General features: G+C 60.7%; 19 protein-coding genes. 8 read left to right on the plus strand and 11 right to left on the minus strand.

What is annotated here, in order from left to right; all coding sequences use genetic code 11:
• Positions 1–4,833, minus strand: a complete 4,833-nt coding sequence (locus HFK74_RS29790) for a DUF6543 domain-containing protein (protein ID WP_180206655.1) — start codon at positions 4,831–4,833, stop codon at positions 1–3.
• A 183-nt stretch (positions 4,834–5,016) separates the two neighbouring features.
• Here HFK74_RS29790 and HFK74_RS29795 point away from each other — a divergent pair, with 183 nt between their 5' ends.
• Positions 5,017–6,057, plus strand: a complete 1,041-nt coding sequence (locus tag HFK74_RS29795; RefSeq protein ID WP_180206656.1) for an Ldh family oxidoreductase — start codon at positions 5,017–5,019, stop codon at positions 6,055–6,057.
• A gap of 113 nt (positions 6,058–6,170) precedes the next feature.
• Here HFK74_RS29795 and HFK74_RS29800 read toward each other — a convergent pair whose 3' ends face one another.
• Complete coding sequence (locus tag HFK74_RS29800) at positions 6,171–6,488, minus strand: YqjD family protein (RefSeq protein WP_180206657.1); 318 nt, start codon at positions 6,486–6,488, stop codon at positions 6,171–6,173.
• Positions 6,489–6,652: 164 nt separating this feature from the next.
• Between HFK74_RS29800 and HFK74_RS29805 the strand changes: the two genes are divergently transcribed.
• Positions 6,653–6,904, plus strand: coding sequence for a hypothetical protein (locus HFK74_RS29805; RefSeq protein WP_008061409.1), 252 nt, complete (start codon positions 6,653–6,655; stop codon positions 6,902–6,904).
• A gap of 111 nt (positions 6,905–7,015) precedes the next feature.
• Here HFK74_RS29805 and HFK74_RS29810 read toward each other — a convergent pair whose 3' ends face one another.
• Positions 7,016–7,924, minus strand: coding sequence for a LysR family transcriptional regulator (locus HFK74_RS29810; RefSeq protein WP_180206658.1), 909 nt, complete (start codon positions 7,922–7,924; stop codon positions 7,016–7,018).
• A gap of 84 nt (positions 7,925–8,008) precedes the next feature.
• Between HFK74_RS29810 and HFK74_RS29815 the strand changes: the two genes are divergently transcribed.
• The gene (locus HFK74_RS29815) at positions 8,009–8,932 is read left to right on the plus strand and encodes a carbon-nitrogen hydrolase family protein (protein WP_180206659.1); all 924 of its coding nucleotides are present in this window, start codon (positions 8,009–8,011) and stop codon (positions 8,930–8,932) included.
• 151 nt (positions 8,933–9,083) lie between these two features.
• Here HFK74_RS29815 and HFK74_RS29820 read toward each other — a convergent pair whose 3' ends face one another.
• From HFK74_RS29820 to HFK74_RS29830, 3 genes are all read right to left on the minus strand, one after another.
• Complete coding sequence (locus HFK74_RS29820; RefSeq protein ID WP_180206681.1) at positions 9,084–9,647, minus strand: GNAT family N-acetyltransferase; 564 nt, start codon at positions 9,645–9,647, stop codon at positions 9,084–9,086.
• A gap of 222 nt (positions 9,648–9,869) precedes the next feature.
• Positions 9,870–11,336, minus strand: coding sequence for a nucleobase:cation symporter-2 family protein (locus tag HFK74_RS29825; RefSeq protein WP_180206660.1), 1,467 nt, complete (start codon positions 11,334–11,336; stop codon positions 9,870–9,872).
• An 88-nt stretch (positions 11,337–11,424) separates the two neighbouring features.
• Positions 11,425–12,318 carry a LysR family transcriptional regulator gene (locus tag HFK74_RS29830; RefSeq protein WP_180206661.1) on the minus strand — a complete coding sequence of 298 codons (894 nt, stop codon included), beginning with the start codon at positions 12,316–12,318 and terminating at the stop codon, positions 11,425–11,427.
• A 101-nt stretch (positions 12,319–12,419) separates the two neighbouring features.
• Between HFK74_RS29830 and HFK74_RS29835 the strand changes: the two genes are divergently transcribed.
• Together HFK74_RS29835 and speB are read left to right on the plus strand one after the other, a co-directional pair.
• Entirely contained in the window at positions 12,420–13,511 is a 1,092-nt protein-coding gene (locus tag HFK74_RS29835; protein WP_180206662.1) for a polyamine ABC transporter substrate-binding protein, read from the plus strand.
• A 13-nt stretch (positions 13,512–13,524) separates the two neighbouring features.
• Positions 13,525–14,484, plus strand: coding sequence for an agmatinase (speB, locus tag HFK74_RS29840; protein ID WP_180206663.1), 960 nt, complete (start codon positions 13,525–13,527; stop codon positions 14,482–14,484).
• Between the two features lie 110 nt (positions 14,485–14,594).
• On the opposite strand, the gene HFK74_RS29845 is transcribed toward speB, so the two are convergent.
• Complete coding sequence (locus tag HFK74_RS29845) at positions 14,595–15,647, minus strand: aldo/keto reductase (protein WP_180206664.1); 1,053 nt, start codon at positions 15,645–15,647, stop codon at positions 14,595–14,597.
• Between the two features lie 169 nt (positions 15,648–15,816).
• Between HFK74_RS29845 and zapE the strand changes: the two genes are divergently transcribed.
• The 3 genes from zapE (at position 15,817) to HFK74_RS29860 (ending at position 18,110) form a co-directional block, all read left to right on the plus strand.
• Entirely contained in the window at positions 15,817–16,935 is a 1,119-nt protein-coding gene (gene zapE / locus HFK74_RS29850) for a cell division protein ZapE (RefSeq protein ID WP_180206665.1), read from the plus strand.
• A gap of 18 nt (positions 16,936–16,953) precedes the next feature.
• Entirely contained in the window at positions 16,954–17,535 is a 582-nt protein-coding gene (locus tag HFK74_RS29855; protein ID WP_180206666.1) for a DinB family protein, read from the plus strand.
• An 83-nt stretch (positions 17,536–17,618) separates the two neighbouring features.
• A complete protein-coding gene (locus HFK74_RS29860; protein ID WP_008061384.1) occupies positions 17,619–18,110 on the plus strand; it encodes a GNAT family N-acetyltransferase in 492 nt (163 codons plus the stop codon).
• Positions 18,111–18,190: 80 nt separating this feature from the next.
• Here the strand turns inward: HFK74_RS29860 and HFK74_RS29865 are convergent, their stop codons facing one another.
• The 4 genes from HFK74_RS29865 to HFK74_RS29880 all read right to left on the minus strand — a co-directional run bounded on the left by HFK74_RS29865 (position 18,191) and on the right by HFK74_RS29880 (position 23,118).
• A complete protein-coding gene (locus tag HFK74_RS29865) occupies positions 18,191–18,406 on the minus strand; it encodes a hypothetical protein (RefSeq protein WP_180206667.1) in 216 nt (71 codons plus the stop codon).
• Between the two features lie 107 nt (positions 18,407–18,513).
• The gene (locus HFK74_RS29870) at positions 18,514–20,760 is read right to left on the minus strand and encodes a TonB-dependent siderophore receptor (RefSeq protein WP_180206668.1); all 2,247 of its coding nucleotides are present in this window, start codon (positions 20,758–20,760) and stop codon (positions 18,514–18,516) included.
• 236 nt (positions 20,761–20,996) lie between these two features.
• On the minus strand, positions 20,997–22,742 hold the full coding sequence (locus HFK74_RS29875) for a phosphoethanolamine transferase CptA (protein ID WP_180206669.1): 1,746 nt from the start codon (positions 22,740–22,742) through the stop codon (positions 20,997–20,999).
• A 199-nt stretch (positions 22,743–22,941) separates the two neighbouring features.
• Positions 22,942–23,118 (minus strand): DUF6026 family protein, encoded by a 177-nt coding sequence (locus HFK74_RS29880; protein WP_180206670.1) that lies wholly within the window; start codon positions 23,116–23,118, stop codon positions 22,942–22,944.
• Between the last annotated feature and the right edge of the window lie 81 nt (positions 23,119–23,199).

Genomic DNA, 23,199 nt, shown 5'->3' on the forward strand with positions numbered 1-23,199 from the left:
TCAAGGTGTGTTGACGTGTAACGTGCGCCCGAGATGACTGATTAACCAGGCCACGCTGTCGGCGTTTCCGAGTTGTACTGCCAGCCGGGTCAGTGGGTTATGTTTGAACGTATTGCGAGCACCGGCCAGGTTGTCTGCGCCGGTCAACGCCAGAATATGATCTTTGACCCGATCGGTATCTTCCAAGGTAGAACTTCCCGGCTCTTCCCACTTGTCGGTCACGGAATTCCTGGTCATGAACAGTTCTGTACAAGGTGTCTTGAGTGACAGTGCGGTGTCTTGAAGGTTGGTCAATGCATCCTTGAGCTGAGTGGCCCTGACGCTGGCCGTTTCGATCAGGTCAGGAAAGGGTCTACCAGGATCGAGATAGGAAATGTCCTCGGTTTTACAAACAATGTGTGAAAGCTCATGCAGGAGCGTTATCGCCTGGGCATGCGTGCGGATCGGGAAGTCCGTGTCGGTAAGATGTCGGCGGTAATAGTCGAAACGGGGAAGGAAGAATTTTTCTCCCAGGTAGATCTTTTTGTTTTTGTCCGTCGGAACCATAAAGGCGAATGTATCTTCTGCGCCTTGGATTACCCTGCCGACGACAAAGCGATCGGACTTGGGCTTTCTAAGCGTAGGGTCCAACAGCGCGGTAAACATGTCGCCCACGACCTTTTCCAGTTTGTCCACATGTGCGGGCTCCACCTCTGGCACATCGATGAAACGCTCGATGAGTTGATGCACGGGGGAGTCGGTGATGTTGGGGTCCCTGAGCAGCTTCAGGTTTTGAAAACTGTTCCAGGCATAGCTCGTTGCCTGGTCAAGCGCTTGGTCGATCTGCCGAGCCTTGTATGGGAAATAACATCGTATCTGCGACATTCCACGGGCGTCGACGTTCATGCCGCCCCGAACCGCTGCCAGAGTTTCCACCTGATTGAGAATGCTAAATTGCGGTGACGGTGTATTCCGGTCGAGTACCCATTGCTTCGCCACGTTTTGCCGCAGTAAAGGGCCGAGCGTCTCTGTGTCTGCGATGCGCCAGTGGCTGCCGCGTTTGGCCACCGGAAACACTTTACCTTCCACCGGCGCGTAAAGTTGTTTGGTCGTCTGGTGCGCGTAGAGCCCGGGCGTTGAGTCTGGCTTGAGCGAACCCAGGTCGACGTCGAGGCGTTCATGACGCTGCAAGTCTGTACGCTCGCGGGCGGTGACCTTGATGTCCTGCCATTTGCAGGTGGCTTCGGGTTTTTCTTGCGCCGCAACGGTCGGCGTCGACGGCGCGGGAGTGTCCAGGGATTGGCGCAACGTAGCAAGTTGAGCCATGCCGCTGATGAACTCCCTGACAGCCGGCCCCCATTTGCGCGCTTGCAGGTCTTCGGCGGATTTCTTGATGTCAAGGTAGCTGTGATACACCGTGACAGGGTAGGCGAGCTTGCCCATGAAAAACGAATACGCCGCGTGCAGGTCTTCACCCAGAACGTGCTTGATGGTTGCCCACGCACCCTGTTTTTTGTCATCGGACTGACAACCGAGCAATCGGCCCAGCAACGCGGCATTATCACGGAACAATTGCCCGAACAGGTGCCCCTTGATCGGGTTGGACGCCAGCGTGACTTCGGCAGCCAACGGCACGGCTCTTTCAACCCGGTTGCTGCGCGTCGCCATCCGGGTCTCCAGCAATATCCGCTCAGGATTCTCCAGGTTCATGAGCACCCAATCGAGCAGCGCACCGCGGGACTTCAGTTCTGCCAGCAGCTGGGTTTCGCTTGGGTATTCCTTTATCCCGTGTCGTGGACTGTGAGGGGCGACCAGCACCTGCGGCGCTGTGCTGTCGGCTGATGAACCGATCAGATAGACGCCTGGCACCTTGACGGCTTGTCCGCTCCTGACACCGAGCAACTCCAGGGGGCGGACGATCGCGTGGGCCCCCTCGACGGCTTTACGGGCGAGGGCGTCAGGCATGTCCATGACCTGGCGGATCAGGTCGAACCCGGTTTCGCTCAGGCGCTCCTGCAGTTTCTCCACGTGGGCGTGGTGCATCAGTTGCCAGGGCAGTTGCTTGTAGAAACGCTGCCTGCGATCCGCGTTTGCCTCGGTGTCCGCAAGGGCCGCGCTGAGTATTTTCTGCTGATGCTCACCCGGTTTCAGGTTGCGTACCAGGTCTTTGACATAGCGTTCGTCCATGCCTTCTGGAATGTCCGTGGTGTCTAGCGACGTCAGTTTGAGGGCGACGGTGTCCAGGTCCTTGAGGTGAGCCAGCGCAAAATCGGTCAGTGTCTGTTTGCGGGGCGCCGTCCAGGTACTCGCGCTGATCTCGACCTGGACCTTGTCCGGATCAACGTTGAAGTCGTCTGCCAGGAGCTGTTTTTCCAGTTCATGGTGGGCGGTGCGCTGCAACGAGCGGATGCCGGTGAGGTAATCCTGGCCGTCCTTGACGTTGTTCACGTATTGCTGCAGCAGTTCGCCATGCAGGATCAGCTCTTTGATCGGCGCCTTGGCCAGCCACGCCGGCAGTTTTTGCTGGGTGATCAGGGACTGGGCGATGTCGGTTGCACGACTCAGTCCGGTCATCGGCTGACGCAGGGCCACCAGATTGAGCAGGCTGGCCAGCGGCGCGGGGGAGAGCGGGGTGGCCAGTGCACGGGTGACAAGGGCCTGGTCCAGATCAACAAAGGAGCCTTGCAAATGGCTGAGGAAATGCCCAAGGACCTGTTGCAGTGGCGCCAGCGTGTAGGCCTTGCCTGGCGATCGTTCGCTACGGCCGAGGTTTTCCAGAAGCGTGGAGCGATGATTTTCGTCCTTAAGACGCCGTTCGAGCTCGTCCATTAACGGCGTCAGGGCCTTGAAGGCTTCAAATCCCAGTGCGGGTGTCCACAAAATGGCCTTTCCCGAGTGCACCGGATCCAGGCCGCCCCGTTCAGTCAGGACAAAACAACTGGCCAGTTTCAGCGGGGTTGCAGCGGCACCAGCCTTCAACGCCAGGGAAAAGACCTCCGGAAAAAAGCCGTTCAATGCCCTTCGCAGCACGCGTGCAGGCGTATCGAGCACGGTTTTGACGATCGCCTGTTCCGTCGCACCCAGGGTGCGCGAGATGGTGTGAAGCTCCAATTCACTGTGAAGTGCCGTTGACAGGGTGTGGGTAAAGCTCGATTTCAAACCCGCCAATGATGAACTGACGAGGTCTAGCGCATCGGCGAATGTTCGGGTTGTCGTGGGAATGGCCGGGTGTTTCTTGTGGAGTTCATCGAGCGCCTGTTCGACCGAGCTTAGCGTCGACATCTGCTGTTTGGCCGACTCGGCGCGCACGGTGGCTGGTCGCGTGCTCACGTGTCGGTCCGGTCGAGTGCTCCAGCGTCCTGCGCTTTCAGGCAGCAGCAAGCGGGGATCGATCAATCCCCGGACGTCCAGGGCATTGTCGAGCAAGGCGTGAGAGTCCAGCGTGCCATCGCTTTCACGGTAACAACCCAATGCATGGCTGAGGTTTTGCTTTTGTTTTTCGATGATGTCAGTCATCACGTGTGCAAACACCGGGCCGACGATGGGTTCACCGACGATCGCCCAATCGTTCGGTTGCAGTCCAAGAAACGTGCTGCGTTCGTCCAATGACATGAAATTGAGCAGCGTGTCTGCATGTCCTTCGCTTCTGAGCTGTTGCCGCAGGATTGTGTTCACCGCTGACAGGTTGCTGGTGACGTCGATGCCTCGGGACGGGCTGTAGAGGAAACCCAGGGTGTTCGCATCGCCGATCATCAAGGTCGAGGCAAGCTCTGCGGAATGTTTAAAAGGGGCGGTGAGCCGCACTTTTTCGATGCGAAGGGGATCAATTGTGAGCGAGGCGAGACTGACATTCATCAGTCGCAGGTATTGCTCTGACGTCAACGTGTTCTGCCGGCGCTGGTGTAACAGCTTCGTGTGAAAAGTGTCGCACAGGCCCTCGGTGAAAAAAGCCCGGCGCGACAAGCCATTGCTCATGGCCGTGTTCCAGAACGCCTCAAGCAGGCTGTGCAGGTGAAACGTGAAACTTTGCGCGATTGTTTTTACGGCGCTTTCCCAGGCCAGGTTGTCGGCATCGCTGCCGATGGCGCGCTCGGGATGGGTGAACACCCTCAAGTCGCCCGTCGGCCACTGATTCGTTAGATAAAAATGCAGGAGGGCCTCGCTCAGTGACATCGTTGCAATCGCATGGGGCGCTCCACGGTGATCAAAGGCACCGGTACTGACAAAACTGTTCAGCCGCGTCAGGCGTTGGTCCAGGTTGGGGAACGGCGTGTGCAACGCGCGCTTGAGGAGGTCGTCCAGCATTGATTGCAAGGTGGGCATCTTGACCAACTCAGCCGTCATCGCCTCGAGGTTTTGGTCCTGCTGTTGCTTGAGCGTGAGTTCCTGATTTGCGAATACCGCGCCTTCGATTTCGCGGGTGGAGACATCGAGTGCAGCGGCGGCGGCCAGGGGCAGGCGCTGTTCGATGGAGAGGAAGCGCAACAGCTCACGTTTTCCAGTGGCCTGGGCCAACCATTCCTTGAGTTTGTTTTTGAGTGCATCCATGCCTGCGAATTTGATCAAGCCTTGCCACGGTGTGTAGAGCGTGACCGCGCCATTGTCGGGCCGGCTCATGGCAAAGGCGCCGGCCAAAGGAACGCCGGCCTTGCCGGGCAAAGACAACAGCAACTGATAGGCCAGCATGGGATTTTCATGGTCTTTGCGGGCTTCCTGGGTCGCCATATAGACGTTGTTCAGCCAGTCCAGATCGTCCAGGGTAAAGCCCAGCTCGGTTTCCCGTTCGCCCAATTGCTTGGCAATGGATGCGGTCTCGGCGTCCTCAAAAAAATACGGCAGTGCAGGTGTTGTCATGGTCTTTCCTCGATGGGCTGCGACGGTGTTCAGCGCAGGTCGTTGGGTCGAGGGGCAACAGTAGGGGGCGGGCAAAGGCAGGGTGCGGTACATATTGCTTGCGCGAGAGACTTGACAGGACGCCGGTAAGAAAGCACTTAATCGACCTGTTGCCCGCCTCTAACAATAAAACTGGAGCTTCAGATGACCGCTTCGCCTGAAATGGCAGTCAGTTCGGCCAACTCAACCCTGGATTTTGATTCTCTGGTGCTGTTGCTCGAACGCATTTTCGTTCGCCACGGCACCTCCGCCGAGGTCGCCAGGACACTGGCCCTCAATTGCGCCGGTGCCGAGCGCGATGGCGCCCACAGCCATGGCGTGTTCCGCATTCCCGGTTACGTGTCGACGCTCAAGAGCGGCTGGGTCGATGGCCAGGCCAAGCCTGTGGTCGAGGATGTGGCCTCGGGTTTTGTCCGGGTCGACGCCGGCAACGGTTTCGCCCAACCGGCGCTCGCCGCTGCACGCGCCTTGCTGGTGGAAAAGGCGCGCAGTGCCGGCATTGCGGTGTTGGCGATTCGTAACTCCCATCACTTCGCAGCGTTGTGGCCGGACGTCGAGCCGTTCGCCTACGAAGGGCTGGTGGCGTTGAGTGTGGTCAACAGCATGACTTGCGTGGTGCCGCACGGCGCCGATCGCCCGCTGTTCGGCACCAACCCGATCGCCTTCGCCGCCCCGCGGGCAGGCGGTGAGCCGATTGTCTTCGACCTGGCCACCAGCGCGATTGCCCATGGCGACGTGCAGATCGCCGCCCGCAAGGGCGAACGATTGCCCGCGGGCATGGGCGTCGATAGCCTCGGTCAGCCAACCCAGGACCCGAAAGCGATCCTGGAGGGCGGTGCTTTATTGCCGTTTGGTGGGCATAAGGGCTCGGCGCTGTCGATGATGGTGGAGCTGTTGGCAGCGGCGTTGACTGGCGGCAACTTCTCGTTCGAGTTTGACTGGAAAAACCACCCGGGGGCCAAGACCCCGTGGACCGGCCAACTGTTGATCGTGATCGACCCGAGCAAGGCGGCCGGGCAGGGCTTTGCCGAGCGCAGCCAGGAGCTGGTGCGTCAGATGCACGGTGTGGGGCTCAAGCGGTTGCCGGGGGATCGGCGTCATCATCAGCGGGCGAAGTCCAGCGCGGGCGGCATTCAGCTGGATGCCGATACGTTGGCGAATTTGCGGGAATTGGCTGGAAATTGAAGTGCGAATGACATGAATTGTGGGAGCGAGCCTGCTCGCGAAGAGGGAGTACCAGTAAACATCAATGTTGCCTGACACTCCCTCTTCGCGAGCAGGCTCGCTCCCACAGGGTCTTAACGTCGGCCCAACAACAAGCCGACAACCAGACCAAACCCGGCGGAAATGGCCACGGTCTGCCATGGGTGCCCGCCAATGTAGGTTTCAGTGGCCTCGACCGCCGGCAAGGTGCGGGCGCGCACGCTGGTGACCGAGTCCCGTGCCTGCTGGAGTTTCAGGGCGATTTGTCCGCGAAGCGTGTCCGCTTCTTCACCAACCAGTGACGCACTGCTCTTGAGCAGTTTTTCCGACTCTTCGATCAGCGACTGAAGTTCGCTGAAAGCCTGGTCCTTGATCTGGTCTTCAGCGGCTTGTGCGGCGGTTTTGCGGGCCATTGGGTGACTCCTTGCAGGTAATGGGCAGTGAACAATGGAGTCCGGCACGACGGAAAAAGTTGCAGTGATTTTGCCTGCGGACGCCATCCTGTTGAAAAATCCAGCGCGGGACATTTCCTCCTACAGTGTAAGATGTCGCCTATTTACGCAGCAGGTAATTTCCCATGAGTTTCAATCTGGCCGACAAACCCCTTGCCGAGCGTGCAGCGCTGGAAGACGAGAAATCCCGTCTGTTCGAACTCTGGCAAAACAACCTGGGCAAGGCCAAGGGCGAAGCCGCACGTCTGTTCGGCGAGCGCGCCAAGCGCAAGGGTAAATGGGCCGAGTGGGTCCGCGCCGAGCTGGACGGCATGTCGCCACCGGAGTTCTCGAACATGGTGCGAAGTGAAGTCAATCGACTGATGGCAGCCAAATAACCGGGTCGCATCCGATATTGGCCATACCACCTTGTAGGAGCTGGCTTGCCAGCGAAAGCGCGCGAAAGACCCACGCAACGCTCAAGGACGCCTTCGCCGGCAAGCCGGCTCCTACAAAAAGCTCGCGATAATCGCCTCGCGCACTTTCAACACCAGCGGATCGAGTTGCGTGCTGGTGCGCCAGCCCAGTTCGATCGGGTAACGCGGCAGCGCCAAAGGGCAGGGCAGCAGCGCCAGGCCGCTGAGCGCTGCGATGCTTCGGGCGGCATGGGCCGGAATGGTCGCCACCGCCTGGCTGCCCTTGAGCAGATGCGGCAATGCCGCAAAATGCGTGGTCGACGCGCATACCCGCCGGCTCAGGCCCAATGCGGCTAATCCTTCGTCGGTGATTCCGATAAAGCCACCCGATGACACCAGGATGTGTTCACGGGCGACGAATTCTTCAAGGTCGATGGACTGCTGTCCTGCGGCCAGACTCGCCGGGTCAACCAGACACAGATAATCGCCTTCTCCCAGTACCTGGCGACTGAGCAAGCGTTCGGCGAAGCCCCCTGCGGTAATCGCCAGGTCGATGCTGCGCTCCATCAACGCCTGGGCGACGATCTGGCTGTGGGTCTGGCGGAAGATCAGGCGCAACTTCGGCGCGCAGCGGGCGATTTCTTCGATCAAGCGGCGACCGTAGGCGATTTCGAAGTCATCCGACATGCCCACCGCGACCGAACGGCCTTCGTAGTGATGGGCAGCCGGATCGACCATCGCCAGGCTTTGCCGGCATTTGTTCAGTGCGTCGCTGACCACCGGTTTCAACTGATTGGCCTTGAGCGTCGGCGCCAGGCCTCGGCCGGTGCGTACGAACAACTGATCGCCATACACCTCGCGCAGCCGGCGCAATGCCGCGCTCACCGCCGACTGCGTGACGCCCAGGCGCAATGCCGCGCGGCTGGCGCTGGACTCTTCATGCAAGGCTTCGAAGACTTTGAGCAGGTTGAGGTCGACGGTGGTGATATTAATTGCGTTCATATCATTCAGCAGTGAATTGGGCTTTATTCATGATCCGGTAGCGCCTGAGAATGAGCAACACCCGATTCGAATGGAGTTAGCGCAATGCCCAAGTCAATCGTTGCTGCACTGCAAATCGGCGCACTGCCTGGTGGCAAGGCCGAAACCCTGGAGCAGATCCTCTCGTACGAAAACGCCATCGTTGATGCCGGCGCGGCGCTGGTGGTCATGCCCGAAGCGTTGCTCGGCGGTTACCCGAAGGGCGAGGGGTTCGGCACGCAACTGGGTTATCGACTGCCAGAAGGTCGGGAAGCGTTCGCCCGTTATTTCGCCAACGCCATCGATGTGCCGGGCGCGGAAACCGAAGCGCTGGCCGGGCTGTCGGCGCGCACGGGCGCAAACCTGGTGATCGGTGTGATCGAGCGTGCCGGCAGCACCTTGTATTGCACGGCCTTGTACTTCGATCCGCAGGCCGGTCTGGTCGCCAAACACCGAAAACTGATGCCCACGGGCACCGAACGACTGATCTGGGGCAAGGGCGATGGCTCGACCTTGCCGGTGATCGACAGCCAAGTCGGGCGGATCGGCGCGGTGGTGTGCTGGGAAAACATGATGCCGCTGCTGCGCACGGCGATGTACGCCAAAGGCGTGGAGGTGTGGTGTGCGCCAACAGTGGACGAGCGGGAGATGTGGCAGGTGAGCATGCGCCACATCGCCCATGAAGGGCGCTGCTTTGTGGTCAGCGCCTGTCAGGTCCAGGACTCGCCGCAAGCCCTGGGCATGGAGATCGCCAACTGGCCGGCGGACCGGCCGTTGATTGCCGGCGGCAGCGTTATTGTCGGGCCGATGGGTGACGTACTGGCCGGACCGCTACGCGGCGAGCGCGGACTGCTCACCGCTGAAATCGACACCGACGACCTGATTCGCGCACGCTACGACTACGACGTCGTCGGCCACTACGCGCGCCCCGACGTATTCGAGTTGAGCGTGGATGAGCGGCCTAAACCGGGCGTCAGATTCACTTCGTAAACCATTGCAGACGCTGACTTTACAGCGACGATGTCGTTGAACCCTATGTTGGTCTTTCGCACGCTTTCGTTTGTAGGAGCCCGGCTTGCCGGCGAAGGCGTCCTTGAATATTGCGTTGGTCTTTCGGACGCTTTCGCTGGCAAGCCAGCTCCTACAAGTGACCGCGTTCATAGCGCTGTTGCTGCCACTCTGCGCGAGTGATTTCCCAGAGCTCTTTCGCGCAGCGACCGCTGACAAAGTTTCCTACCTCCGTGCGGATCAAACGCATGCCGGTCCGTTGCGAAAGCTTGCGCGAGCCGATGTTGGAGGCCGCCTTGGGGACACGCAGCACGGCGCGATCGAGGACCTGGAACCAGTACGCGGTGACAGCCTCACTGGCTTCAGTCATCAACCCCTGACCTTGCCACTTAAGGCCGAGCCAGAAGCCGCGGTTGTTGTCCTGTTCATTCATCAGGCTGACATTGCCGATCAGTTGCCCAGGTGCCGACTTCAAGCGAATCGACCAGTGCCATTCTTCGCCACGGGCAATCGCCGGCAAGGCAATGTCGCGCAGGTAAATCAACGCGCCGTCGGCGGGGTAGGGCCATGGTACCAAGGCGTTCAGGTAGCGCACCACGTCCCAGTGGGGGAACTGCTGCTGGATGGCGTCGGCGTCGGCCAGTTCCAGCGGGCGCAAGATCAGACGTTCGGTGTACAGCGTGGGTGCGGCGTCCATGTTGCGTGCAGCTCCTTGAAATCGCCATGAGCGGCTGCCGGTGGTAGGCCCCGACAGACTGAGCTTGCCACTATCCACGAAACGCTTGGTGCCGAACAACCCTCCAGCCAGTTTGCCGCGCAACACATAAGGCAGGTTGTTCCGCGATTGGGTCTGGCTCAGGCCCAGAGCCTGGCGTAGCACCGAGAGGGCCGAACCACCTGGGTTCGGCCTTGAGCCTGTCTAGCGGTTCAACGGTGCGACAATCGCAGGCGTGAGGGGCTCAGCCTTGGCCGGCACATCCGGGTTTTCCATGACCTGAAGGATCGAGGCTTCCGGATCGAAATCGTCCTCTTCCAGCTCGATGAATTCCTCGGGCAGGAAGATGTTCAGCACGATAGCGCACAACGCGCCGACGGTAATCGGCGATTCGAAGATGTTGTGCAGCGCTTTCGGCAACTCGCGCAAGACTTCCGGCACGGCCGCCACCCCCAGGCCCATGCCGATGGAAATCGCCACGATGAGCATGTTGCGTCGATGCAAGCCGGCTTCGGCGAGGATCTTGATCCCGGCCACGGCGACGGTGCCGAACATCACCAGCTCCGCACCGCCGAGCACCGGTTTGGGCATCAGCTGCAGCACGGCGCCGATCATCGGGAACAGCCCCAGCAGGACCAGCAGGCCGGCAATGAAAAAGGCCACATAGCGACTGGCCACGCCGGTCAGCTGGATCACTCCGTTGTTCTGCGCGAAAGTCACCATCGGCATGCTGTTGAATACGGCGGCCATGGCGGAGTTGAGGCCGTCGGCCAACAGTCCGGACTTGATCCTGCGGATGTACACCGGGCCTTTGACCGGTTGACGGGAAATCATCGAGTTGGCGGTCAGGTCACCGGCCGCTTCCAGCGGCGACACCAGGAAAATCACCGCCACCGGGACGAATGCCACCCAGTCGAAGGCAAAGCCATACTTGAACGGGACCGGCACGCTCATCAGCGGCACGGCCGGCAGGCTGGCGAAATCGACGTGGCCCAGCAGCCAGGCGACGGCGTAGCCGAGGGTCAGGCCGATGACAATCGCGCCCAGGCGCAGGAACGGCACGTCCACCCGGTTCAACACCACGATGGTGCCGAGCACCAGGGCGGCCAGGCCCAGGTGACTGGCGGCGCCAAGGTCGGGGGCGCCGAAGCCGCCGGCGATGTCGGTCATGGCGACCTTGATCAACGACAGGCCCATCAGGGTGATGATGGTGCCGGTCACCACCGGGGTGATCAGCATCCGCAGCTTGCCGATGAACTGGCTCAAGACCACTTCGATGAAGGCGGCAAAGAAGCATACGCCGAAGATCGTCGCGAGGATTTCATCGGTGCCGCCGCCCCGGGCCTTGACCATGAAACCGGCACTGAGGATGACGCTGATGAACGAGAAACTGGTGCCTTGCAGGCACAACAGACCCGAGCCCACCGGACCGAAGCGCCGTGCCTGGACGAAGGTGCCCAGGCCCGAGACGAACAGCGCCATGCTGATCAGGTAGGGGATCTCGCTTTGCAAACCCAGGGCGCTGCCCATGATCAGCGTCGGGGTGATGATCCCGACGAAGCTGGCGAGCACGTGTTGCAGGGCGGCGAACACCGTGGCGGTGAGGTGCGGGCGGTCGTCGAGGCCGTAGAGCAGGTCGCTGTGGCGCGGGGTTTTTTCAGGGGAAGTCATGGTGGTTTGTGCGCCGGGAGGCGGGGCCGGGTCAGAAAAAGGACGCGCAGGATGCCAGAACGATCCAGTCACGGCAAAAGCAAAATCTTCAGGCAAACGCCGCGAGCAAATCCTCTTCAAACGCCTTCTGCGCATCCCCAGGCACTTGGGCGCGATGGCGAGCGAGGTGAAACGCCACCTCGAAACTCAAGCCATCGCGCCGCACCGGCCGCAACAAACCCTGGTCTTCCCAACTGCGGGCAAAGTGACTGGGCAAATACCCCACATGCTTGCCGGACAGGATAAAGGCGAGGGTGCCTTCGACCTGTTCGGAGCGCGCCGAGCAGACCTTTCCTTGAAAGGGTTCGTCGCTGCGCAGGAAGCGGTAGGGGTGGTCGACCCGGTCGCAGGCCTGGAGTGCCTGGTCATCCGGTGCCTCATCGGTGAACAGCGGATGGCCGACGGCGCAGTACAGGTGCTGGGTTTCGGTAAACAGCTGGCGGTAGTCGAACGCGCCCTGGATCTGCGAGAAATAGCCGATGGCCAGGTCTAGCCGCTGTTGCAGCAGCAAGCGCTCCATGTCACCGGGCATGGCGCTCATCAACTCGATGCGCACCGATTCGTCACGCTCGCGAAAGCGCCGGATCGCGTCGGCCACCCGCTGCAGCACCGATGGGTCCAGCGCTTCGGACAAGCCCAGGCGCACCTCGCCTATCAGGCGCCCGGCCACGCCGTTGGATTGATGACGGAACGCTTCGATGGACTGGAACAGGCTGCGCGTCGCGCTGAGTAATTGCTCGCCTTTGGGCGTGATCCGAAAGCCACCCTTGCCGCGGCTGCACAAGCGATAGCCGAGACGGGTCTCCAGCCTGGCCATCTGCTGGCTGATGCTCGACTGGCTGAGGCCCAGTTCACCCTGGGCTGCGCTGAAGCCGCCGCACTCGACGACGCTGACAAACAGGCGCAGCAGTTGCAGGTCCAGGTCATGCAGTTGACCGAGCATCAAACATTACTCCGGGATAATGTCAGGTTAATAATCTTTATATTTTACCAATGTAACCGAGGACGGATCCTGCAACCACTTCCCCAGGTCAGGTGTGCGTCATGGCTCCCGTGCTCAAGTATTGTGTCCCAACGCTGTTCCTTGCCATGGCCGCTGCGGCCCAGGCCGAGGACAAAGTCGTCAACCTCTACAGCTGGGCCGATTACGTCGCCCCTGAAACCTTGCAGCGCTTCGAACAGGAAACCGGTATTCACGTGCGCTACGACACCTTCGATGCGCCGGAAGTGCTGGAAACCAAATTGCTCACCGGCGGCAGTGGCTACGACGTGGTGGTGCCGTCGTCCAGCGTCCTGGCTCGTGGCCTGGCGGCCGGTGCGTTGCAAGCCATTCCCCACGAAGGCTTGAAGGGCTACGCCAACCTTGATCCGGATTTGCTGGAGAAACTCGCTGCGGTCGATCCCGGCAATCAATATGGCGTGCCTTATACCTGGGGCACCCTGGGCTTGGGGATGAATGTCGAGGCGGTGCAACAACGCCTGCCGAACGTACCGCTCAACAGCCTGGACCTGCTGTTCAAGCCCGAGTACGCCAGCAAGCTCAAGGACTGCGGCGTTGCAATCATCGACTCGCCCCAGGAGGTGATCGGCCTGGCGTTGCACTACCTGGGCAAGGATCCCTACAGCACCGACAAGAAGGACCTCGACGCGGCGCAAGCACTGCTGCATCAACTGCAACCTTCGGTGCTGTACGTCGCCAGCGGCCGGCAGATCAATGACCTGGCCAATGGCAGCGTGTGCCTGGCCCTGGCTTACAACGGCGACGCCAGCATGGCCGCCGATCAGGCGCGCAAGGCCAACAAACCCTATGAAATCGCCTATCGGATTCCCAGGGAAGGCACCCTGGTGTGGCAAGACAACCTGGCGATCCCCAAGGATGCGCCGCACCCCGAAGCCGCGCGCCAGTTCATCGAATTCATGTTGCGCCCCGAATCCGTCGCCGCGCTGACCAACACGCTGTTCTTCGCCACCGCCAACCAGGCCGCGACGCCGCTGGTCGACGAGGCGGTGCGCACCGACCCGGACATCTATCCACCCGCCGACATTCGTCAGCGCCTGTACGCCGACCGCAGCATGAGCCTCAAGGACATGCGCCAGCGTACCCGCGTGTGGACCACTTTCCGTAGCCGCCAATAACAAGGAGCCTTCAATGGACGTCCCAGTGCAGAACGATCAGGCCATCACCCGTGACAGCCTTTATGGAACCGCCGCCGAAAGCACCTACGCCGGCATCACCAGTTTCATGCGTCGACGCTACAGCCGCGACTTGCGCGGTGTCGACGTAGCGGTCAGCGGCGTGCCGTTCGACACCGCGACCAGCAACCGCCCCGGCGCCCGCTTCGGGCCACGGGGGATTCGCGCGGCGTCCACCGGGATTGCCTGGGAGCGCCACTGGCCGTGGACCTTCGACCCTTTCGATCACCTGGCAGTGGTCGACTTCGGTGATTGCGACTTCGATTACGGTTCGCCGCAGTCGACCCCCGAATGTATCGAAGCGCACGCCGAGCACATCCTTGGTGCGGGCAGCGCGATGCTGACCTTCGGCGGCGATCACTTCATCACCTATCCGCTGCTCAAGGCCCATGCGCGCAAGCATGGTGCGCTGTCGCTGATTCACTTCGACGCCCACAGCGACACCTGGCCGGACGAGGAGGGCAAGCGCATCGACCACGGCACCATGTTCTGGCATGCGGCCAAGGAGGGCCTGGTCGATCCGTCGCGTTCGGTGCAGATCGGGTTGCGCACCACCAACGACGATCACCAGGGCTTCCAGGTGCTGGATGCGCGGCAGGTGCACCGGCGTGGCGTCGATGCGATCGTCGAAGCCATTCGGGCCAGGGTCGGTGACAACCCGGTGTACCTGACATTCGACATCGACTGCCTCGACCCGGCGTTCGCACCGGGCACCGGCACCCCGGTGTGCGGCGGCCTGAGCACGGTGCAGGCGCTGGAAATCCTCGGCGGCTTGCGCGGGATCAACCTGGTGGGCATGGACGTGGTGGAAGTGGCGCCGGCCTACGACAACGCCGACATCACCTCATTGGCGGCGGCGACGCTGGCGATGGAGATGCTGTGCCTGTATGCGGCGAAACACAAAGTCGACCGATAACACACGCCCCCTGTAGGAGCTGGCTTGCCAGCGAAGACGGCCTATCTGGCACCACGATGTAGAATGTGGCGCCGCCTTCGCTGGCAAGCCAGCTCCTACAGGTGATCGGGTTACGCCACGGGGATTTTCGGCAGCTCCAGCGTTACACCCCCGCTGAACCGCGCGAACGACCCGGTAATGGATTCATGGGGCACGCCTTTGGGCACATCGCTGACGCCATCGAGCCGCGCCAGCTGCTCGGCATCCAGTTCCACGTTCAACGCCCCCAGGGTCGCATCCAGTTGTTCACGGGTCCGCGAGCCCAGGATCGGAATCAGCGTGGTGGTGGAGTGCCTGGCTTGCGCGCGCAGCCAGGCGATGGCCACGTGGGTCGGGCTCGCACCCAGCTCCTCGGCGACGGCGAGCAGGGTGTCGAGCAGGGCAGTTTCGCGGGCGCTTTTCTCGGCGTGAACCAACATCCCCAGTTTGCTGGCGCGGTTGTCGCCATCGCCGCTGCGGTATTTGCCCGTGAGGAAGCCTCCACCCAGCGGTGACCACAGGGTAGCGGCCAGGCCCAGGGCTTCAGCCATGGGCAGTTGTTCGCGTTCGGCGCTGCGTTCGGCCAGGCTGTACTCGACCTGGATCGCTGCAATCGGGGCAAAACCGCGCACCTCGGCCAGCAGGTCGGCGCGGGCGATGCGCCAGGCCGGAAAGTTCGACAGCCCGGCGTAATGGATCTTGCCGGCGCGGACCAGGTCGTCGAAACCGCGCAGGATCTCTTCCATCGGCGTCACGCCGTCGCTCATGTGTGCCCAGAACAGGTCCAGGTGATCGGTTTTCAGTCGTTTCAAGCTCTCTTCCACGGCGCGAACCATGTTCTTGCGGTTGTTGCCGGTGTGGGAAATGCCGGCGTCCGGCGTCGTGCCCAGCGTGTATTTGCTGGCGATGACCAGATGATCGCGTTCGGCGGCGATGAATTCGCTGAGCATGGCTTCCGATTGGCCCGCCTGGTAGCCGTTGGCGGTGTCGATGAAGTTACCGCCCGCGGCAAGATAACCATCAAAGATCCGCTTGGCTTCATCGCGCTCGGCACCATGACCCCAGCCGGTGCCAAAGTTGCCGGCACCCAACGCCAGTTCGGAAACCCGCAAGCCGGTTTTACGGCCGAAAACTTTGTAATGCATGGGGGAAACTCCTGTGGGACCGTCTGAATGAATTTAAATGTTGTGCGCAATCTATTAAATATGATGCCAATCATATTTTCCGTCAAGGCGTTTTTCCCTTGCCCGACAAGTGCACAAACGGCGTGAAATTTCACAGAAGACGCAGTCGACGGGTGGCATACTGCCGCGCATGAATGTCGACTCTCCCCTCAGTGCCTGGCAGCACGCGATCGAACAGAAGGGTTTCGTCCAGGACGAAGCCCAGGAACATGCTGTCTGGGCCCTGCAAAAATGCCATGAAGCACTGCATGAAGGCCGCAAGCCGATCATGGGCGTGTACCTCTGGGGCCCGGTCGGGCGTGGCAAGACCTGGTTGATGGACCAGTTCTATCAACACCTGCGGGTGCCGGCCCGGCGTCAGCACTTTCATCATTTCATGGGTTGGGTGCACCAGCGTTCATTCCAGCTGACCGGTACCGCCGACCCGTTGCAGGCCTTGGCCCGTGAACTGAGCGAAGAAGTGCGGGTGCTGTGCTTTGACGAGTTGTTCGTCAATGACATCGGGGACGCGATCATCCTTGGCCGCTTGTTCCAGGTGATGTTCGAGCAGGGCGTGGTGGTGGTCTGCACCTCCAACCTGCCACCGGACCAGTTGTACGCCGACGGCTTCAACCGCGACCGCTTCATGCCGGCCATCGCCGCGATCAAACAGCACATGCAGGTGATCGCGGTGGACGGCGGCGAAGACCATCGTCTGCACCCGGGGCAGGGCTTGCAGCGTTACTGGGTGGCGGCGCCGGGACAGCCCAGTGCACTGGCTGACGTGTTCAAGGTGCTGACCCTGGGCCAGGCGGTTTCCAGCGCGCCGATCAAGGTCGGCTATCGTTCGCTCGATGTGGTACAGGCCAGCCAGAGCGTGCTCTGGTGCCGGTATGCCGACCTCTGCGAACAGCCCTTTGCCGCGATGGATTTCATGGCCCTGTGCGACACCTTCAGCGCTATTCTTCTAGGTGACGTGCCCAACCTCAGCGCGCAAAAGCGGGCAGGGCGCATTGCCCGGGGCACCGAGGACGGGGTCGAGCGGGTGGTGGCGGGCGACCGCGAACTGCCGCAGCTGTCGGTGCACGACGACGGTGTACGGCGTTTCATCGCGCTGGTGGACGAGTGTTACGACCGCAAGGTGCCGCTGTACCTCGAAGCCCAGGTACCCATGGACTCGCTTTACACTGAGGGCTACCTGGAATTTCCGTTTCGCCGAACCCTCAGTCGCCTGCAGGAAATGCAGCTGCAACGTTTTGCCGAGGCCTGACATCCAGGAGGCGTGAACATGAATCAACCCCTGTCACACCATTTGTTGACCATGGCCTATCAGAATGCCTGGGCCAACCACCGGCTGGCCAAGGCCTGGTGCCAGTTGAGCCAGGACGAATTGGCGGCGCCCCGGGTCAGCTTCTTTCCCAGCCTTGGCGCGACCCTCAACCATATCCTGACCTGCGATTGGTTCTACGTGGATGCGCTTGAGCGCGAGTTGCGCGGTGACGATCCCCATCCTGATTGCTTCGTGTTCTTCAAGGACGACGAGCCGTTTACCCAGGCCGTCGACCTCAGGCGCGAACAGGCGCAGGTCGACCGACGCCTGATTGCCTACTGCGAGCAAATGCGCGACGCGGACTTGGGCAAGATCGTGACCATCGCCCGGGACACACCGCAATACGACAGCCGCTTGCGCCTGCTGTCGCATCTTTTCGAGCATCAGATTCATCACCGGGGGCAGGTCCACGCCATGCTCAGCGGCACGTCGGTCAAGCCGCCGCAGCTGGACGAATTCTTCTGCGCGGGTGAGTCGCACCTGCGGTCTGAGGATTTTGCCGAGCTGGGATGGACTGAAGCGTTGATCTGGGGGCATTAGGATTGCAATACGCATGACGCTCAGGATAGGGTCGTAGTCCGATGCTTACGTATCGGGACTACTTCATGTGATCGAGGATGGAAATGGATTCCGCAGAAATTCTTGTGCTTCAAGCCAGCTATACCAATCCGGTGCACGCCGAGGCGATTGGCCTGGTATTGAACAGTTACGCCGAAGATCCAATGGGGGGTGGTCATTCCCTGCCTGCCACGGTGCTGGAACACCTGCCGGGTGAGTTGGCCAAGCGCCCCCATGCGTTCAGCGTGCTGGCCTTTGTCGGCGGTGAGCCGGCCGGGTTGATCAATTGCTTTGAAGGGTTTTCGACCTTTGCCTGCCGGCCATTGGTCAACGTGCACGACGTGGCGGTGGTGCCGAAGTTTCGCGGCCTGGGCCTGAGCCAGCGTATGCTGCACAAGGTCGAGGACATCGCCCGCCAGCGCGGTTGCTGCAAGATCACCCTGGAGGTGCTGGAAGGCAATGCGCCAGCGCAGGCGTCCTACAGCAAGTTCGGCTTTGCCCCGGGCGAGTTCGATCCGGCGCACGGGCGCATGATGTTCTGGATCAAGCCGCTTTAATCCGGGCAAAAAAAAGGGCGTCCATCAGGACGCCCAACAGAAGTCTCTGACCGAAGAGCAAACGGTCAGAGGTGTAGCAATCATTTCGGCCGATAGGACTCGGTCATTTGCGCGGTTTGATCGTCCGGCACCCGCAGCTCTTTCGCCTGCTCTGGCGTGATGTTGCCCAGCGCCACTTGCTGGTTGTAGTGCAAGGTTGCGTAGTAATAGCGCATGCGTTCGGCGCCGCCTTCGGCAAAGGCGCTGGCAGAACCCAGCGTCATCAGGACCGCAAGGATCAACGTGGATCTTTTCATGGTGTGCCTCCCACTTACAGATGTCGGATGCCTTTCGTCCATGAGTCAATGAATCAAAGTCGAACGCTCATTATCCGCCGATTCTGTTAAATGGGAATTAACATCGCCTAGAGTTTCCAGTCCAGGCTCAGGGTCACCGTGCGCGGGTCGCCCCAGTACACGCCGTTATAGAAACCGACGTTGTCGTAGTACTTCTTGTCGAACAGGTTGTTGACGTTCAACGAGGCCGACAGGTGCCGGTCGAATTGGTAGCGCGACATCAGGTTGACCACGGTGAAGGCCTCCTGCTGGATGTTCGTGCGTTCGGTGATGATGCTGTTATCGGCGCGGCGACCGACCGGGCGATTGGCGCCGCGATAGATGTCGCTCTGCCAATTCAGCGCAGCACCGACGGTCAGCGCCTGCCACTCGCCGGGCAAGTGATAGGCCGTGGAGAACCGCAACATGTTCAACGGCTGGACCGTGTTGATGCGCTGTTTTTCACCGTCGACCGAATGGGTGTAGGTGTAACCGGCGGTCATGTTCCAGCCCTCCATGACTTCGCCTGACAGCTCGGCTTCGAAGCCTTGCACCTTGTTGCCTTTACCGCTGGATTTATAGAACTCCTCGCCGGTCACCGGGTCCGGCGGCATCGAGTCGTCCAGTTCCGCGACGTTGTCCTGCTTGCTCCAGAACAATGCGGTGGCCAGGTTCAATCGCTCTTCCAGCAGGCTGCCCTTGAGGCCCAGTTCATAGTTGCTGCCGACCACAGGTTCAAGGTATTTGCGACTGCTGTCTCGCACCGTCTGCGGTTTGAAGATATCGGTGTAGCTGACGTAAACGGTGTACTCCGGGGTCAAGTCGTAAAGCAGGCCGGCGTAGGGCGTCCACATGTCGTTTTGTTGCTGGCTGCTGTGATCGATGCCGTTCAGTTGCAGGTTGTCGTCGTAGCTGTTGGTGGTGGTCGAGGTTTTCCAGCTGCCGTAGCGGCTGCCGAGAACGGCGTGCAGTTCGTTGGTGAGGTTCAGGCGCGTGGCCAGGTAACCGGCTTTCTGCCGGGTATAGTCTTTCGAGCCTGTCAGGCTGGTAACGGTGTCGGGAAACTTGTCGATGTTGCCCATGTATTTCCAGTCAGGGACATTTTCATAATCTGCAGCTCGAGGGCCATCCACCGTGTAAGGCGAATCCTCACGGCGCTCGGCCTCGCCATAACCCACCATCATTTCGTGATCGCGCCCAAATAGCGTGTAGGGGCCGGACACGTTGAAGTCATAGGCCTGCATTTTTTGCGTGCCGATCATGTGGCTGACGTTGGCGACCATGCCGCTGCGGTCCGCCTCGGGGAAGCCGCCGCCGGCGTAGTAGATCTTGCCGTCGGTGTCGCTTTCGCGGTGGGTGTAGGCGGCCTTGAGCTGCCACCCGCCGCCGAGCTGGTGGTCGAGGTTGGCGAACGCGGTCTTGTCCTTGAGGGGCCAGGAACTCCAGGACGTGGCCATGTTGGTCGAGCGCCCAAGGTTGGCCTTGCTGCCGTCGGCGTTCCAGTACGGCACCGTGCCCCAGGACGTGCCTTGCACGTGCTTGTTCTGATAGTCGTAACCCACCGCCAGCAGGGTATCGTCGGTCAGGTCGGCCTCGAGCACGCCGTAGCCGACTTCCCGTTGCTGCTGGTATTTGTCCCGGTACGAATCGCTGTCGCGGTAGGCCACCACCCCACGACCGCGCAGGCGCCCGTCGAACGCCAGAGGGCCGCCGGCGTCCAGGTAGCTGTAGTAATCGTCGTAGCTGCCGCCGCTGACGCCGGTCTTGGCTTCCCACTGCGACGTGGGGCGTTTGCGCACCATGTTGATGGTGGCCGAAGGATCACCAGCGCCTGTGGTCAAGCCCGTTGCACCGCGTACCACTTCGATGCGGTCGTAGATGATGGTGTCGGAATCGGACTTCATGTAGCTGAAGGTATTCAACATGCCATCGACCTGGAAATTGTTGATCGAATAGCCGCGCGAGGAATAGCTGACCCGGTCCGAGTCGTTGTGCTGGACCACTATGCCGGTGGTCTGGCTCATGGCTTCGGACAGGCTGCCGAGTTTGAAATCGTCCATTTGCTGGCGCGTGACCACGGAAACCGATTGCGGCGTGTCCTTGATCGACAGGTTCAGGCGGGTGGCGGTGCTCATGGCGCCGGTGGTGTACGACTCGGTGTCTTCGGTGGTGCTGCCCAGGTCCTGGGCGGTGACGTTGGTGGCACCGAGCATGAGGGTTGGCGCCATAGGGGCGCTCTCGGTTTCGGTTTCGATTTCAGCCAGAAGATCCGGGCTCAGTGCGGCGCCACACAGGCCAAGGGTAAAAGTCATGGAACGGGTGATAGGCGCGAACATCGCGGCCGACTCCTTGTCGTCGAGGGAAAAATCCGTTTATGCAAAGACGAAGGAGGGGGGAGGGATTTAGGGCTAAACGAGAATAATTATTATTTTGACGGCGTTTTGGGGACGCAGAATACCCCTGTAGGAGCGAGCTTGCTCGCGAAAGCGGTGTGACATTCGACAGTGATGTCGACTGACATGGCCTTTTCGCGAGCAAGCTCGCTCCTACAGGGGGGCATCGTTGAACAAGGTTACTTTTGTACGACTTCCGGCACGACTGGCGCAGCTTTTGGCTTGATCAGGCTGAAATCGATCAATGGCCGCTGTTGCCGCTCGTAAGGGTTGCCGATCAGCAAGGGTCGCGCCTTGAAGCTGTCGCTGACCACGCTCTTGCTGCGATCGAGTTCATCGAAACTCAGGCCCGCCAGGTCTGCCCAGGTATGGATCAGGTGCGAGCTACTGTAGGGACGCTCCAGGTCAGCGCCAAAGTTCCAGTCGTGGCTTTCTTTCCATTTTGGCGAGGCCCAGGCCATGAACGGGATGGTGTACATCGGCGCCGTCGGCTTGTTCTCGTTGCGCCCCAGGGTGCCATGGCCAGGGGAGTCGAACACGTCTTCACCGTGGTCGGAGAGGTAGAACAGGAAGCCGTTCGGGTCGGACTTGGCGAAGTCCTTGATCAGGCTCGATACCACGAAGTCGTTGTACAGCACGGCGTTGTCATAGCTGTTGTACGTTGGCAGCTGATCGTCCCGTACACCGGCCGGAACGCCGTTGCGGTCCTTGAACTTGTCGAAGGTCGCAGGGTAGCGGTACTGGTAGCTCATGTGCGTGCCGAGCAGGTGCACCACGATCAGCTTGCGCGGTGCCGCGTCGGTCAGGGCCTTGTTGAACGGCTCGATCACGTCGCCATCGTACTGGGCGGCATTCTGGTTGCGGTTGTTGTTGAGGTACACCTGCTCGTCAGCCTGCTCGGAGAAGGTCGTGAGCATGGTGTTGCGCTTGGTCATGGTCTGCTGGTTGGTGATCCAGAACGTCTTGTAGCCGGCCTGTTTCATCATGGCGACCAGGGACGGCGTGGACAGGTACAGCTCGGGGTTTTCCTCGTCGGCGAAGGTCAGCACCTGTTGCAACGCCTCGATGGTGTAGGGGCGCGGCGTGATGACGTTATCGAAGACCGCCAGCTGGTCCTTGAGCTTGTCCAGTTCCGGGGTGGTTTGCCGAGGGTAGCCGTACAGGCTCATGCGCTGACGGTTGGTGGATTCGCCAATCACCAGCACCAGGGTCGCGGGCTGGTTGGCCGTCGAATCCTTGAAGTTGTGCAGGGGCGCAGCCTTGCTCGCGCTGTGCAGCATCTGCTGCATGTTGGCCAGGGTATCGAGGTAGCGATGATAGGCCACGGCCATCTGCCACGGCACCGCCGGCTCGATGCGGGTTTCGAATTTCTCGAAGCCGTCGGCGAAGTTGCCGGTACGCAAGGTGTGCTTGACCAGCGGATAACCGACCACGCCAACCACGATGGCGGTGGCCACCACCAGGGCCTTGGCGCGAGGCAGGTACACCGGGCGCAGGCGTGTCCACAGGAAATAGCCGACCGCGGTGTGCGCGAGGAAGGCCGGGACCATCCACCAGGCAAAATACTGGGTCATGTACTCGCCAGCTTCGGACACGTTCGACTCGAACATGATGAAGATGACACTTTGGGAGAATTCCTGCTGATAGATGAAGAAGTAACCGAGGCTGGCCATCGAGCACGCCCACAGCACCACGCCGATGACCGCGGCCATCACTCGGGTTTTACTCGGGAACAGCAGCATCGGCGCCAGCCAGATGGCACTCATCACGAACGCCTGGCGAAAACCGGTGAAACCGGAGGTGCCGGTCAGCTGGATCAACAGTTGGGTGATGCCGGAAAAATACCAGAAGAACAGGAACATCCAGAGAAGTCCTGCCCAATCGAAACCTTCCGCAGACGAATCGCTGCGTTTAAACCAAGTCATTCAACGCTCCAAGCAGTAGTCACTACCACCGCCTGGACACGCAGACGCCGAAGAACGGAGGCCGCACGTGGTCCAGGCGGCGCACATTGCGCCGGAGTATCAACAGACGAATGTGAAAATTTCGTGAGTTGCCGGGGATTCAGGGGGGGAATGGCGTGTCGGAAGCAGAGCAGGGCTGCTTCCGGTCAAGGCGAGGAGGTCAGGCGTGAGGTGCCCGCTGGGTGACCGGCAAGGGCTGTTGGCCCTGGATCAGCAAGCGCAGTTGCGCCAGCTCCTGTTTCAACTGGTCGCGCTCGTCTTTCAACTGACGCAATTCATCGCGACGGATAGTGACGAAAAGGGTTTGTGCTGGCAGTGCGGTGTGTACTGTGCCCATTGCTCACCTCGCAAATGGCGTGTCTCAACTGTAGGTTGGCCGCCGAAATCGGTGGCTGATCTACTATCGGCGCCAATTTTG

The sequence above is a fragment of the Pseudomonas sp. SbOxS1 genome (assembly GCF_013416725.1).
Lineage (GTDB): Bacteria > Pseudomonadota > Gammaproteobacteria > Pseudomonadales > Pseudomonadaceae > Aquipseudomonas.